The sequence below is a fragment of the Cohnella sp. GCM10020058 genome, assembly GCF_042683485.1.
Lineage (GTDB): Bacteria > Bacillota > Bacilli > Paenibacillales > Paenibacillaceae > Cohnella.
On record NZ_JBHUJV010000009.1, the window covers coordinates 836,332 to 850,173 of the forward strand.

Sequence of the window (13,842 nt, forward strand, 5' to 3'; positions counted from 1 at the left end):
GGCAGCTGCGCTGGAATGGATGAGATTCATCGCTTGCTTGACGGGAAAAGAAAGAGGTCCAGCCCGTGATTGTGCCTATTGCGTCATATATGTGTTATGTATAGTAGGGGTGGCTGTGTAAATGTTCGGATTTGGAGGATGGTTTATTCAATTTTATATTCATTGTTGTAAATATTCCACTCATTTATAACGCTTTGAGTTATATTTGAGTAAGATTATTCGTTAAAATTGTTTATTTTATGTAAAAAATATTGACATGTAATACGCGAGAGAATATGATTCATTTAACAACGGTTGCCGACCAGGCAGCCGCTATCGCCGGATCCCCGCCCGAAGGGAGGAATGGCTCTTCTCCTTCGTATATCTGCGCGGAGAGGAGCCGCAGTTCATGGAATTATGGAACGCGATCACTTCGCTGTCGCCTCCCGCCTCCAAGTTTTACGACGAGATGTTCGAGGGAACACAGGTCAGGGGGCATTACGAGAAAGTTCAAGCCATTCTCTCCCGCCTCAGCCTCGACGAGCGCGCGGCCAGGCAGCGCCAGATGAACCGGCGGCTGCTGGAGGAAGGAATCACCTTCACCTTGTCGCAGCCCGGGCAATCCGAGGCGCTGGAGCGCACGATTCCGTTCGATCTCGTGCCGCGCATCATTCCGGGCGCCGAATGGGAGAAGATTGAGCGCGGCGTTTCGCAGCGCGTGCGCGCTTTGAACGCGTTCCTCAAGGACGTGTACCACGAGCAGCATATTTTCCAGGACGGACTGATCCCCAGGCGTATGGTGCTCGGCAACCGCTACTTCAGAGGCGAGATGATGCGTCTCTCCGTGCCGGGCGGCGCTTACGTGACGGCCTCGGGCATCGATCTGATCCGCGACGAGAAGGGCGACTACTTCGTGCTGGAGGACAATTTGCGCTCTCCTTCGGGATTCTCGTACATTTTCAAGAGCCGATCGATCATGACCCACGATTTCCCGGAGCTGTACTTCTCCCACGCCATCCGCGGCATCGACCGTACCCTGGACGCTTTCCGCTCCTCCCTGCGCGCCATGGCCCAGACCGACAAGAGCGATCCCGTCATCGCGCTGCTGACGCCCGGCAGCTTCAACTCGGCGTACTTCGAGCATGCGTTTCTGGCGCAGCAGATGGGGATCGAGCTGGTCGAAGGACGCGATCTCGTCTGTGAGGACCACAAGATCTACATGCGCGGCACCCGCGGCAAACGGAGGATCGATGTGCTGTACAGGCGCATCGACGACGATTTTCTCGACCCGCTCGCCTTCCGGCCGGATTCGATGCTCGGCGTCGCCGGACTGATGAATGCCTACCGCTTCGGCAATATCGCGATCGCCAACGCGCCGGGCACGGGCGTCGCCGACGACAAGGCGATCTACACCTTCGTGCCGGACATGATCCGCTATTATCTGAACGAGACACCGATCCTTTCCAACGTGCCTACTTATTTGATGAGCCGCCCTGAGGAAAGGGAATATGTGCTTAAGCGGCTGGATGAGATGGTCGTCAAGGAGACCTCGTTGTCCGGCGGGTACGGCATGCTGATCGGTCCGTCCTCGACCGAGGCGGAGCGTGCCGCCTTCGCGCAGAAGATCGTCGCCGATCCCGACAATTATATCGCGCAGCCGACGATCAAGCTGTCCACCGCGCCTGTATGCATGGACGGACGGCTCGTATCGCGGCACATCGATCTTCGCGTGTTCGCGCTCATGAACGGCAAGCAGGTGCACGTGCTGCCCGGCGGGCTCACCCGCGTCGCCATGAAGGAAGGCTCGCTGGTTGTCAATTCGTCCCAGGGGGGCGGCTGCAAGGATACATGGGTATTAGCTTGATCGTGACGAGGAGGGAACGCTATGCTGGACCGCATCGCGGAATCGTTGTTCTGGATCGGACGCTATACGGAGAGGGCGGAGAACCACGCGCGGCTCATCGACGTGTACTATCATCTCCGGGAGGATGAGCAGGGGCCCGACGGACAGGTATGGCGCCGCATCGTCGGCGCGATCGCCGATATTTCCGCCTACGAGGAGAAGCATGCGGCTTACGGAGAACGAGACGTCATCCACTTCCTGACGCTGGATGCGACGCAGGCCAACTCGCTTGTCGTCTGCGTCGCCCAGGCGCGGGACAATCTGAGGAAGATCAGAGACCGGCTCCCGTCGGAGCTGTGGAATCTGCTGAACGGCTTCTACCTGTGGCTGAAAAGCTGCGATACGGCCGAGGTGCTCGGAGACTCCCCGCATCGGTTCTATCAGCGCATCAAGGAGGGGTTGGCGGCATTCCAGGGGACGGCGGTATCGATCGCGCTGCGCGACGACGCATACAGCATGATGGAGAGCGGACGATATCTCGAACGTTCCGAAAATATCGTGCGGCTGCTCCAATCCGTGCTGCGGTACACCGCCGAGACGGGAAGCTCCTCCTACGCCTATCTGATGGCCGTGCTCAAGTCGGTCGGCGGGTACGAGGCTTTCCGCAGGCTCGGCATCCAGGAGTTGAGCACGGAGGAGGTAGCGTCGTTTTTGCTGGCGCAAGAGCAGTTCCCGCGCTCCGTCCATTATGCGCTCGCGAGCTTCTCGGATCATCTCAAGACGCTGCGGGCCGGCGCGAGCCGGTCGGGCTCGGGGCTCGACAGGATCATCCGGACCGCCGACAAAGCCCGCTCCGACCTGGGTTGGCTGGAGCGTCCGGACATCAACGCCGAATCGCTGGATGCCGTCCTGCAGCAGTTGCTCGCCACGAACAGACAGCTCGGAGAGGCGATGGCGAAGGTGTTTTTTTCCCCCGGACGGGAGGTCACGGCATGAAGCTGGATATTACCCACGTCACGACTTACAAATACGGCGCGCCGGTGACGGACAGTGTCAATGAGCTGCGTCTCGCGCCGCGGACCGACGAGCGTCAGGCCTGCTACCAGCATCGGCTGATCATCGAACCCAACGTCTCCCTGATGTTTTACGAGGACTACTTCGGCAACCGTGTGCACGCCTTTACGGCGAACCAATCGCACCGGGAGCTTGTCATCACCTCTCAGTCGACGGTCGTCACGCGCGATTCGGAGATGAAGCGCAAGTCCGAGACGGAACCGTCCGAGTCGTGGGCGCTGCTGCGCACCGGCGCTTTCCGCGACGCCAACGCGGAATATCTGCTGCCCACGCCGTTCGCGACCTTCCACCCGGCGGTCGCCAGGTACGCGGAGGGGGCGGAGTGCGGCGCCGGCGAAGTGGGCGTATTCGACTTCGTCCAGTGCGCCTCTGGCCGTATCTTCGGCGACTTCGAGTACAAGCCGTTGACGACGGCGGTTCACACGACGGCGGACGAGATGATCGGCATCGGCTCAGGCGTCTGCCAGGACTTCGCGCATCTGCTGCTTGCGATCTGCCGCATGCGCGGCGTGCCCGCGCGGTATGTGAGCGGCTACCACTTCGTCGGCGACCTGCAGGGCCGCAACGCGGACTTCGAGCAGGCCTCCCACGCGTGGGTGGAGGTGTACGTGCCGGGCATGGGCTGGCAGGGCTTCGACCCGACCAACAACGGACTCGTAGACTGGCGGTACGTCAAGCTTGCGCACGGCCGGGACTACCTGGACATCGTGCCCGTCAAGGGCGTGTACCGGGGCACCGGCGAGCAGACGCTGACAGTGAGCGTGGACGTGCAGTTGGCCGGTTAGGTTCGAAGGTTAACGGAGATTGAGAAGAAAACAGAGATTAAGAAGAAACCGTTCTTCGGTAAAAGGCGGAGCGCCGGCCCGCCGTTTACGAAAGCAACGGTTTTTTTGCGTCTGTTCGCATCCGCTGTGCGGCGGCGCCCGATGTCTGCCGCTGGACGGGCACCTTCTTGCTCCCGCGTAGAAGCCATCCGCCCGCCCGCCGCAAGGCATACGGGCGGACGCCTGGATATACCGGTATAATCTGGCGCAGCTTCGGTCAACCTGTAGGTACTCGCGGAGATGGAGGGAAGCCGATGACCGCTGGCGTCGCTGCGACGCGGAGCGACTCCTTGCTTCGCGCCGCGCTGGATGACAATGTCGACCTGTTGATGTCCGCTATGGGCGGTAGTTCCGACATCCTCACCCAAACGTTTCAATTGCCGCTGCCGGACGGGGGCGGCCTTCGCGGAGCGGTGATGTTCACGGAAGGACTGTCCGACATTCGGCAAATGATGACAAAGCTGCTGGAGCCGTCTGCCTCGCCGCAGGACGGAAAAGAGCCGGCCGCTTGGCTTGCCGTACTCAAGGAGCGCGTCTTGGCCGAACGCGTCGTCGTCGAATCGTCGGATCGGGACCAGTTGCTCGGCTGCATGCTGAACGGCTGCGCCCTGCTCCTCTTGGACGGCTTGGACAAGGGACTTGCCGTGAATGCGCTCGATCTCAAAGCGCGGCAAGTCGAGGAACCGAACGTTCAGTCCGTCGTCCGAGGGCCGCGGGAAGGCTTCACGGAAGTGCTGGATTGGAACACGGCGATGCTGCGGCGCAAGCTTCACACGCCGGATCTGTGGATGGAGACGCGGCTGATCGGACGGCAGAGCCGGACCCGTGTGGTTATTGCCTACTTGAACGGCGTCGTGAAGGAAGACGTGCTGCAGGAGGTGCGCCGGCGGATCGACGCGATCGATATTGATGCGGTGCTGGAGAGCAACTATATCGAGGAGTGCATCCAGGAAAAGCAGTATTCGCCTTTTCCAACGATGTTTAATACCGAACGGCCGGATGTCGTGTCCGCGAATCTCCTGGAAGGCAAGGTCGGAATTTTGGTGGACGGCACGCCGTTCGTGCTGGTCGTGCCTGCGTTGTTCGTGCAGTTTTTTCAATCAAGCGAAGATTATTATCAAAGGCCCGACTTCGCTTCGCTAGTGCGGGGGCTCCGTTTTATCGCGTTCTTTCTGGCGACGTTGACGCCTTCGCTCTATATCGCGGTGACGACGTTCCATCAGGAACTGATTCCGACGACCCTTCTCTACAATCTCGCGAGCCAGCGGGAGGGCGTACCGTTCCCGGCTTTTATGGAGGGACTGCTGATGGAAGTGACGTTCGAGATTTTGCGCGAGGCGAGCGTGCGGATGCCCAAGACAATCGGGCAGTCGATCTCGATTGTAGGGACGTTGGTCATCGGCCAGGCCGCCGTCGAAGCGGGCCTCGTGACGGCGGGGATGGTCATCGTCGTTTCCGTTACGGCGATATCCAACTTCGTCATGCCCGCCTTCAACATGGGCATCGCCGCTCGCATCCTGCGCTTCTTCTTAATGGCCATGGCCGGAACGTTCGGACTATTCGGCGTCTTTCTCGGCATCATCGTCATTATTGTGAAGCTCTGCAATCTGGAGTCGTTCGGCGTCCCGTACATGACGCCTTTCGCCCCGCTCCGACTGCGGGAGCTGAGGGACGGATTCGTGCGCGTGCCCTTTCGCTGGATGACCCGTCGGCCGTCTACGGCCGTACCCGGCAGGCGCCTGCGTCTGCCGGAGCCCGCGAAGGAGCGCGAGCGCCCGTGAAAGGCGTTCTTATCGGGCTTGTCGCCCGCATCTGCGCCGTCGCGGCTTTGCTCGCGGCTCTTGCGTCGACGACCGGCTGCTGGAGCCGCCACGAGCTGAACGAATTGGCGATCGTCGTCGGGATGGGGATCGACGAGGCGGATCAAGGATACAAGGTGTCCATTCAATTGGTTAATCCGAGCCAGGTGTCCACGCGCAACGGCACGAGCTCCGGCCTGCAGTCCGTCGTCACGTTCAGCGAGTTGGGCAGGACCGTGCCGGAGGCCGTGCGGAAAATGACGGTTAAATCCTCCAAGCGTTTGATGTTCTCTCATCTGCGGATCGTCGTTTTCGGAGAGCGCCTGGCCAGAGCGGGGCTGTCGAAGCCGCTGGATTATTTGTCCCGCGAAACCGAGATGCGCAACGACTTTTTCCTCGTGGTCGCCCGGGACGCTACGCCGGAGGAGATTCTCAGCACGTACAGCGCGATGGATCCGATCCCGGCGAACAATATGTTCACGAAGCTGTTCAACTCGGATACGCTCTGGGCGGCGACCGGCAAGATTACGCTTGATCGGCTGCTCATGGATTTGGCCTCGCCGGGCAAGGATCCGGTGCTGACGGTCGTCCGTATATCCGGGGACAAGGCGACCGGCCATTCGCGCAGGCTCAATCAAACCATCGAGCCGGCCGCGGTGCTCGTCTATGACGGCATGGCCGCATTCCGGAGTGACAGAATGGTGGGCTGGCTGAGTCCGGACGGCACCAAAGCGCTGAATTATTTGCAGGATTCCATCAAGCAGACGCTCGGGGCGCAGCGATGCGATGGAGACACGGGCTATCTCTCGCTTGCGGTGACCGAATCAGCCACCAAGATCCGTATCGGGCGAAACGGCGACCGGCCCGTTATTTATGTTCATGTTCGCGTAGAAGCCAACCTGTCGGACGTGGAATGCAGCGCGGACTTGGCCGATCCGGCGGTGACCGACCGCATCTTGAAGGAGGGCCGCCTTCAGCTCGTCCGATTGTTGCAGGATGGAATCGAGGAAGCCCAGAAGATGGGAGCCGATATTTTCGGATTCGGGCGCGAAGTGCATCGCCAGCAACCGGCGCTGTGGCGCAAGATACCCGATTGGGACGAGCTTTTTCGCAGCATGGACGTGAAGATTGACGCGCAGCTGCACATCCGCAAGTTAGGCGGCATCCACTTAACGATTGAAAACAACGTGAGGAAGTGAACGCGGGAATGGCGATGATCGGAGCGATCGGCGTCGCGGCCGGGGCCGCCGCGATCGCGGTCTATGAGATCCGGAACCTGGCTGCCGCTCGGGAGAAAAAGGAAAGAATAAAAAATATCGCGGTATTTTTATCGCTGCTCGTGCTGACTTCGGGATTGTTCGCAGGCTTCTCGCTTCACGCCCGGCTCCCGAATCCGCTGGCATGGATCGAAGAGGCGGTCAGAGCGGCAGGCTTGCAGCTCGGTCCTTAAGGAAGGGAGATGGCCGAATATGGAAGCCTCCGCGTCCATCAGCGCACGGAACTATATGTTGCTGACCTTTTTCTTTATGCTCGGCACTTCCATACTGATCGCACCCGCAGGCCTTGCCGAAGCGGCCGGGCAGGATGCCTGGATGGCCGCTGTCGTCGGTATTGGTCTGAACTTCGGGTTTGCCGCCGTCTATCTGGTTCTCGCCGAACGTCACCCGGGGCAGAGTCTGGCGCAGATCGCAGAGACGCTGCTGGGCATGTGGGCGGGCAGGGTCGTCGCGTGCTTGTTCAGCCTGTTCTTCTACCTGCTGGCCGCTTTGATGGTGGGCGATATGGGGTATTTCATGACCTCGCAGATCTTGACCGAAACGCCGATCGAGGCGCTTGAAATTTTGTTTGTAATGGCCATCGTTTCCGCCGTCCGGTCGGGTCTTCGCGGATACGCCTATGCGGCTGAAATCTTTTTTCCTTGGATCGCGCTGCTGCTCGTCCTCTTCGTACTACCGCTGCTCCCCGTGTTCGACGCCAACCGGTTGAAGCCGATGTTCGAGAAGGGCGCCCTTCCGATCTTCAAGGGAGGGATGAATTTTTTCGGGCTTCAGGAGCTTATCGTCCTGTTCATGTTGTATCAACGCGTGGAGGCGGGAGTCGCGAGAAGAAGGGGATTCATGCTGGGCGTCGCGCTGGGCGGCTTGGTGCTGATCATGATGACGACCGGGTGCATCGGCGTGCTGGAAGCCCCCGTGACCGCCAACAACCTGTATCCCGCCTATACGCTCGCCAAGAACATTAAGATCGGGCGCTTTCTGGAGCGAATCGAAGGCATTATGATCTTTATTTGGATTTGCTCGATTTTTCTGAAAATCACGCTGACCTTCCACGCTTCGCTGATCGGCTTCAGGCAGACCTTCCGCATATCCGACGAACGGGCGATTTTGTGGCCGCTGGCTATCGGCCTGATCGGCCTGTCTCTTGTCTGCTATCCTGACATGTTTTTCATCATACGGTTTTTGTCGACGTCTTGGCTGCCGTTTTCCGCCATTTTCCTGGTCGTGCTCCCGCTGCTGCTGCTGACGGTCTCTCTGTTGAGAGGCCGATCGGCCGGAACGGCTCCATCTTCCGCGGCAACCGAAGAAAAAAGTGTTTAATGTTCGGTTTTTTGGACGGTTTTCGATTTATTTATTTATATTGAATGAATAATACGTTTAAAAGCGAATATTTGAAAGCGGATATGTTGACTTATTCGCGTTAATTGGATAAGATGGCATCGGCGTCGAAAAGACGTATACCGTACCGGCAACGCATTTATACGCGCATTCGTATATCTCCGGCGATAAGGGCCGGTGGTCTCTACCGGGAACCGTGAATTCCCGACTACGAAGGAGCGGAGGGCATCTCCGTATCTTTTGGCGGTCGGGAATTTTTTCATTTTCGGGAGGCATAAAAAATGATGAATCATTATGACGTCATCGTCGTCGGCGCCGGGCCGGCGGGTATTTTCGCGTGCTACGAGCTCTATCGCAAGTCCCCGCATTTGAAAGTGCTGCTGTTGGACAAAGGGCACGAGATACACCGCCGCCGCTGCCCCATTCTCGAAGAGAAGATCCAGCTCTGTCCCCCTGCCGCGGGGAAAAAGGAATTCGCCGGCTGTCTGCCGGCCTGCTCGATCACGGCGGGCTTCGGCGGCGCGGGCGCATACAGCGACGGGAAATTCAACATTACGACCGAGTTCGGCGGGTGGCTGACGGATTATCTGCCGGCCTCGCAAGTGCTCGGACTCATCAATTACGTAGACGAGATCAACCTCGCCCACGGTGCGACGCATTCGATCACCGATCCGACGACGGACGTCGTCAAGCGCATCGAGCAGCGGGCCTATGCCGCGGGTCTGAAGCTGATGCGCGCACAGGTGCGGCACCTGGGCACCGAGCAGAATCTGGAGATTCTGAAGTCGATCGCCGCCTATCTGGCGGACAAGATCGAGATGCGATTCAAGACCGAAGTCGCGGACCTGCTGACCGTAAAGGAAAACGGCGGACATCGCATAACCGGCGTCTTGCTTAAAGGCGGCGAGGAGCTGCGCGCGGACACGGTCGTCATTGCACCGGGAAGGGACGGCTCGGCTTGGCTAACGGAGGTGCTGAAGAAGCGGCGCGTCAAAATGCACAGCAACCAGGTCGATATCGGCGTGCGCGTCGAGACTTCTGACGTAGTCATGCGCGAGATCAACGAGCATTTATACGAGGGTAAATTCGTATTTAATACATCGGTCGGAACGCGCGTACGCACGTTTTGCAGCAATCCTTCGGGACACGTCGTCGTCGAAAACCACAGCGGCGTCATGGCCGCGAACGGCCATGCATTCAAGGATCCCGCGCTCGGCTCGTCCAACACGAACTTCGCGCTGCTTGTGTCGCATAAGTTCACCGAGCCGTTCGACAAGCCCAACGAATATGCGCGCGAGATATGCGAGCGCGCGAACGATTTGTCCGGCGGCGGCGTCATTGTGCAAAAGTACGGCGATATCCTGCGCGGCCGCCGCTCGACGGCGGCGAGAATCAAGGAAGGCTTCCTGGAGCCGACGCTGAAGGAAGCGGTGCCTGGCGATCTCGGCTTGGTGCTGCCCTACAATACGATGAAAAGCCTGATTGAAATGGTGGAAGCGCTCGATAAAGTCACGCCGGGCCTCGCGTCCGAGCACACGCTGTTCTACGGCGTCGAAGCCAAGTTCTACTCCGCGCGTCCGCAGCTGACGGACCGACTCGAGACAGAGATCGCCGGCTTGTACTGCGGCGGCGACGGCGCGGGCATCACGCGGGGACTTGCGCAAGCGGGCGCGGCAGGCGTGTGGATCGCGCGGGCGGTCGCGGATCGGCTTGCGCAGAACGGCGGGAAGGAAGCGAGAGCGGCGGAACAGCTTTAAATGTTGTTGAATCCGCCGCAAGGCAGGGAGACCGGTTTAAAGCAGCGTCAATAGCGTCAATCCCGACAGTAGCGCGGATACGATCAGCAGGACGGCGATGGGGCGCATCGCTTGCCGGAGCGTCCGGACATTCACATTGAGGCCCATGCCGGCCATCGCAACCGTCAGCAGGGCGGTCGTCAGCGTCGAAGCTCCCGCGATCGCGCGGGGAGGGGCCGTCCATCCGACGGCGGTCAAGCCCGAGTAGAGCAGACTCATGGCCAGAAAGCCGATTAAGAACCAGGGGAATGAAGCTGCGGTGCCGGCTGCGGCTTCTTTTTCGCTCGTTATTCGGCGCCGGGCGAGGCGAGTGTTACGTAGATGAAGCGCCAGGCAGAGCGGCACCAGCAGGAACACGCGGGCGAGCTTCGCCAACATGCCGCTTGCAAGCGCATCGGGTCCGCCTGCCGAAGCGGCCATGGCTACATGCGCAATCTCGTGCAGCGTCAAGCCGGTCCACAGGCCGTAAGCGGTCCCGCTTAGCGGCAGGACGTCTGCCAGCAGCATCGAGGCGACCGCCGCCACGGTGCCGACGACCGCGATCAATCCCGCTGCGGTCGCGGTGCGGTCTTCCCTGGCAGCGATCAGCGGCGATACGGCGGCAATCGCGGCTGCGCCGCAAATGCCCGTGCCTACGGCCAGCAGCAGCGTCAACTGCCTGTCGGCCTTTAGCAGACGGCCCAGCGCAAGCCCGGCTGCAAGCGAGAAGGCCAACGTGCCTACGCTTCTTGCCAGGAGCGGCAAGCCCTGCTGGAGCACCGTGCCGAGCGGCAGCTTCAGACCGAACAAAATAATGGCTGCGCGAAGCAGCTTGGTCGAGCCGAACCGTACGCCCGGCGCCAACGTTTCCGAGTAGCCGAACAATTGGCGGTAGGCGACGGCTGCAAGCAGCGTGCAAGCCATCGGTCCGAATAGGCCGAAGCCGGGAATGCGGGCTAGCTGCCAGCCGAGCAAAGCCAATGCGGCTGCGAGCGCCAATCCGGGAACCAAGCTGCGCGCGGAGCCGGAGCGGCGCATCAGGCGCGTGAGCGACAGACGTTCAGGCTGTAATCGGCCTCCGGGTACGACGTTCATTTTATCCATCTCCTTATCGCTTGCTTGCGTAAGCTTTCTTTCAGCTATTGCAAGCATAGCTCGCTTTTTTCTATAAGAGAAATGAATTATTATTATATCGAAGATAAGCTAATGCTTATGTATAGGGAGGGTGGAAAACTTGGATATCGCGCTGCAGGTGTTCGTTGTCGCTGCCGAGATGAGGAACTTTTCCCGCGCGGCCGAACGGCTGCATATGACCCAGCCTGCCGTTAGCCAGCATGTCCGCGCGCTGGAAACCGCGCTCGGCGCCCGCCTGCTCGATCGCAGCAGCAAGTCGGTCGCGCTGACGCGCGCCGGCGAGATCGTGCTGCGTCATGCCAAGGAAATCGGCCTATTGTACGATCGGATGCAAGAGATGGTGGATGAGCTGTCGGGAAGCGTGCGCGGCCCTTTGGCCATCGGTGCCAGTTATACGTTCGGGGAATACGTGCTGCCCCGCACGCTGGCTGATTTGATGCGCGTCTACCCCGATATCAAGCCTTCCATTGCAATCGCGAATACCGCAGAGATCGCGGAGCGGCTGCGCAAGCGGGAGCTCGACGTCGGCATCGTCGAAGGTGAAGAGATCGGGCCTGGCTTGGAGAGCCGGCGAATCGCGGGTGACGAGATGGTGATCGTCGCTGGAGCGGAGCATGCGCTGGCGGGGGCTGACGAAGTGGAGGGGGCGAGGCTGCAAGAGGAAACTTGGCTGGTAAGAGAGCGGGGCTCCGGTACGCGCGCGGCAACCGAGCAGATGTTCGAGACGTGGGGCATTCGCCCGCCTCGCATGATGGAGCTGGGCAGCACGCAGTTGGTCAAGGAAATGGCCGAGGCCGGACTTGGCATTACGCTGCAGTCCCGCTGGTCGCTGCGGAAGGAATTGGAGAGCGGCGCGCTGAGGCTGGTCCTGGCGCAGGGATTGCCTTTTAAACGGAGTTTCTATAGGTTGCTGCGAAAGGGCGATGTGCGGACGCGCACACTGGAGGCTTTTCTCGAGCAGTTGGAGAAGACGACCCGACAGCTCATGGAGCGTGCCGGAATCGATGCGCACGACCCCGACTGAACGGCGGACAAGATTCCGATGCACGGTTTCTTATGCCGCCGCCCGCGTTGGGCCTTGCGCTGACTTGACTTGCTTGACCTGAATCCCGGCCTAGCTCCCGCTCTGCTCCGCGATCTTCCCGAACGCCTTGACGAATTCGGCTGCCGGATAGGCGCCGGACAGGCCGTACTTGCCGTTCAGCACGAAGAAGGGAACGCCCGAGATGCCCATGGCCGAAGCGCGCTCCAGATCCTCTTGGACCTCCTCGGCTCCGCGGCCTTCGTCCAGCGCGGTCTCGAGCGGGAAAGTCTCAAGGCCCAGATCCGCTGCAATCTCGAGCAGCACGTCGCGCTTCGCGATATCTCTGCCGTACTCGAAATGAGCCATCATAACGGCGTCGATCCAGCCTTCCTGCTTGTCTGCAGGCAAGATCGCGGTCAGGCGATGCGCCAGCACCGTATTCGGCATCCGGGTCACCCGGTCGAACCGGAACGGCACGCCGACGGCCGTGCCGGCATCGGTCACGCGCTGCAGCATCTCCTCGATGCGGTGCTCGCCGCCCATCTTGTGCGCCATCGAAGCGCGGAAAGGCAGTCCCTCGGGCGGCAGCGAGTGATCCAGCAGAAAGGCGTGATAGCTCACAGTGACCTCCTCTCCGGACTCTGTGACCCACTGTTCGATCGCGTCGACCGCGTTCTTTTTGCCGATTCTGCACCAGGGGCAGACCATGTCGGAGTAAATGTCGATATGCATGAGCGTAAGCTCCTCGTCTCTATGAAGTTGGGGCGGGCGCAAGGCTTCGCCGACACCTTGAGTATGCCAGAACGGACGGTCGCGATCAACGTGCGGACCTCGCGTTTCCATGGTAACATGACCTAAGATCACCGCGAAAAGGAGTGGACGGGATGGGGTGGACGAAAGCTTCCGCCGTGGAGCTGCTTAATGGAGAGCGGATGCCCCGGCTGGGTCTCGGCGTATGGAGAGCCAAGTCCGGCGCGGAAACGGAAGGCGCGGTAAAGGCCGCTCTGGCGGCGGGGTACCGCGCGATCGACACCGCATCGCTGTATGGCAACGAAGCGGACGTAGGCCGTGCGATCCGTGGCTCGGGCATCGCGAGGGACAGGCTGTTCGTCACTTCAAAGGTATGGAACGACGAGCAGGGCTACGACGAGACGCTGCGCGCATTTTACAGGAGCAAGGAGCGTCTTGGCATCGGCGCGGTCGATCTTTATCTGGTGCATTGGCCGGTGCCCGGCAAGTACAAGGATACATACAGGGCGCTGGAGCGCCTGTACGACGAAGGCGAAGTGCGCGCCATCGGTGTCAGCAACTTTAAGATCCGCCACCTGGAGGACCTGATGGGCGCTTGCCGGATCAAGCCGATGGTTAATCAGGTGGAGCTGCATCCGCTGCTGACGCAGAAGCCGCTGCTTGAATTCCTGCGGCGCGAAGGCATCCAGCCGGAGGCGTGGCGGCCGCTTATGCAGGGGCGGCTGGACCTCCCTTTGCTGGCCGAGCTGGGGAGCAAGTATGGGAAGACGCCGGCGCAGGTCGTGCTCCGTTGGCATCTGCAGCAGGAGATCGTCGTGATTCCCAAATCCGTGCAGACGCGGCGCATCGAGGAGAACGCGGATCTATTCGACTTCGCGCTCTCCGAGGAGGACATGGCCCGGATTGACGGCTTGAACGAGGATCGCCGCTTCGGCATGGATCCGGATCTGGTCGGGAGCGTCTGAAGGCCCCGGCGGCGGAATAGGGCGGGACCGCGGGCGGCATGCTAAGCCTTGCCTGCGAAT

The 13,842-nt window shown here is 60.4% G+C and carries 12 protein-coding genes and 1 riboswitch; of the genes, 10 read left to right on the top strand and 2 right to left on the bottom strand.

Annotated features, from left to right (window positions below; genetic code table 11):
- The first annotated feature begins 388 nt into the window (after positions 1-388).
- The 8 genes from ACFSR7_RS18945 (at position 389) to ACFSR7_RS18980 (ending at position 9,891) form a co-directional block, all read left to right on the top strand.
- Entirely contained in the window at positions 389-1,843 is a 1,455-nt protein-coding gene (locus ACFSR7_RS18945) for a circularly permuted type 2 ATP-grasp protein (RefSeq protein WP_378164230.1), read from the top strand.
- 21 nt (positions 1,844-1,864) lie between these two features.
- Positions 1,865-2,818 carry an alpha-E domain-containing protein gene (locus ACFSR7_RS18950; RefSeq protein ID WP_378164232.1) on the top strand — a complete coding sequence of 318 codons (954 nt, stop codon included), beginning with the start codon at positions 1,865-1,867 and terminating at the stop codon, positions 2,816-2,818.
- The gene (locus ACFSR7_RS18955; RefSeq protein WP_378164234.1) at positions 2,815-3,681 is read left to right on the top strand and encodes a transglutaminase family protein; all 867 of its coding nucleotides are present in this window, start codon (positions 2,815-2,817) and stop codon (positions 3,679-3,681) included. Before ACFSR7_RS18950 ends, ACFSR7_RS18955 begins: the two co-directional genes overlap by 4 nt.
- A 293-nt stretch (positions 3,682-3,974) precedes the next feature.
- Complete coding sequence (locus ACFSR7_RS18960) at positions 3,975-5,501, top strand: spore germination protein (protein ID WP_378164236.1); 1,527 nt, start codon at positions 3,975-3,977, stop codon at positions 5,499-5,501.
- Complete coding sequence (locus ACFSR7_RS18965) at positions 5,498-6,718, top strand: Ger(x)C family spore germination protein (RefSeq protein WP_378164238.1); 1,221 nt, start codon at positions 5,498-5,500, stop codon at positions 6,716-6,718. Before ACFSR7_RS18960 ends, ACFSR7_RS18965 begins: the two co-directional genes overlap by 4 nt.
- 8 nt (positions 6,719-6,726) lie before the next feature.
- On the top strand, positions 6,727-6,969 hold the full coding sequence (locus ACFSR7_RS18970) for a hypothetical protein (protein ID WP_378164240.1): 243 nt from the start codon (positions 6,727-6,729) through the stop codon (positions 6,967-6,969).
- 19 nt (positions 6,970-6,988) lie between these two features.
- Positions 6,989-8,116 (top strand): GerAB/ArcD/ProY family transporter, encoded by a 1,128-nt coding sequence (locus tag ACFSR7_RS18975; RefSeq protein WP_378164242.1) that lies wholly within the window; start codon positions 6,989-6,991, stop codon positions 8,114-8,116.
- A 149-nt stretch (positions 8,117-8,265) separates the two neighbouring features.
- A riboswitch (purine riboswitch) is annotated at positions 8,266-8,365 on the top strand.
- Positions 8,366-8,418: 53 nt separating this feature from the next.
- Positions 8,419-9,891 carry an NAD(P)/FAD-dependent oxidoreductase gene (locus tag ACFSR7_RS18980; RefSeq protein WP_378164645.1) on the top strand — a complete coding sequence of 491 codons (1,473 nt, stop codon included), beginning with the start codon at positions 8,419-8,421 and terminating at the stop codon, positions 9,889-9,891.
- A gap of 36 nt (positions 9,892-9,927) precedes the next feature.
- Here the strand turns inward: ACFSR7_RS18980 and ACFSR7_RS18985 are convergent, their stop codons facing one another.
- Positions 9,928-11,004 carry a YeiH family protein gene (locus ACFSR7_RS18985; protein ID WP_378164244.1) on the bottom strand — a complete coding sequence of 359 codons (1,077 nt, stop codon included), beginning with the start codon at positions 11,002-11,004 and terminating at the stop codon, positions 9,928-9,930.
- 139 nt (positions 11,005-11,143) lie between these two features.
- Between ACFSR7_RS18985 and ACFSR7_RS18990 the strand changes: the two genes are divergently transcribed.
- Positions 11,144-12,067 (top strand): LysR family transcriptional regulator, encoded by a 924-nt coding sequence (locus ACFSR7_RS18990; protein ID WP_378164246.1) that lies wholly within the window; start codon positions 11,144-11,146, stop codon positions 12,065-12,067.
- A gap of 90 nt (positions 12,068-12,157) precedes the next feature.
- Here ACFSR7_RS18990 and ACFSR7_RS18995 read toward each other — a convergent pair whose 3' ends face one another.
- Positions 12,158-12,799: a DsbA family oxidoreductase gene (locus ACFSR7_RS18995; RefSeq protein WP_378164248.1), complete on the bottom strand. Its 642-nt coding sequence runs from the start codon at positions 12,797-12,799 to the stop codon at positions 12,158-12,160.
- Between the two features lie 152 nt (positions 12,800-12,951).
- Here ACFSR7_RS18995 and ACFSR7_RS19000 point away from each other — a divergent pair, with 152 nt between their 5' ends.
- Positions 12,952-13,782, top strand: coding sequence for an aldo/keto reductase (locus ACFSR7_RS19000; protein ID WP_378164250.1), 831 nt, complete (start codon positions 12,952-12,954; stop codon positions 13,780-13,782).
- The last annotated feature ends 60 nt before the right edge of the window (positions 13,783-13,842 follow it).

What these genes read in the sequence shown, in the direction of transcription:
- ACFSR7_RS18950 (WP_378164232.1), top strand. Translation starts at nt 1,865, where the DNA reads ATGCTGGACCGCATCGCGGAATCGTTGTTCTGGATCGGACGCTATACG.
- ACFSR7_RS18985 (WP_378164244.1), bottom strand. Translation starts at nt 11,004, where the DNA reads ATGAACGTCGTACCCGGAGGCCGATTACAGCCTGAACGTCTGTCGCTC.
- ACFSR7_RS18995 (WP_378164248.1), bottom strand. Translation starts at nt 12,799, where the DNA reads ATGCATATCGACATTTACTCCGACATGGTCTGCCCCTGGTGCAGAATC.
- ACFSR7_RS18970 (WP_378164240.1), top strand. Translation starts at nt 6,727, where the DNA reads ATGGCGATGATCGGAGCGATCGGCGTCGCGGCCGGGGCCGCCGCGATC.
- ACFSR7_RS18955 (WP_378164234.1), top strand. Translation starts at nt 2,815, where the DNA reads ATGAAGCTGGATATTACCCACGTCACGACTTACAAATACGGCGCGCCG.
- ACFSR7_RS18980 (WP_378164645.1), top strand. Translation starts at nt 8,419, where the DNA reads ATGAATCATTATGACGTCATCGTCGTCGGCGCCGGGCCGGCGGGTATT.
- ACFSR7_RS19000 (WP_378164250.1), top strand. Translation starts at nt 12,952, where the DNA reads ATGGGGTGGACGAAAGCTTCCGCCGTGGAGCTGCTTAATGGAGAGCGG.
- ACFSR7_RS18960 (WP_378164236.1), top strand. Translation starts at nt 3,975, where the DNA reads ATGACCGCTGGCGTCGCTGCGACGCGGAGCGACTCCTTGCTTCGCGCC.
- ACFSR7_RS18975 (WP_378164242.1), top strand. Translation starts at nt 6,989, where the DNA reads ATGGAAGCCTCCGCGTCCATCAGCGCACGGAACTATATGTTGCTGACC.
- ACFSR7_RS18945 (WP_378164230.1), top strand. Translation starts at nt 389, where the DNA reads ATGGAATTATGGAACGCGATCACTTCGCTGTCGCCTCCCGCCTCCAAG.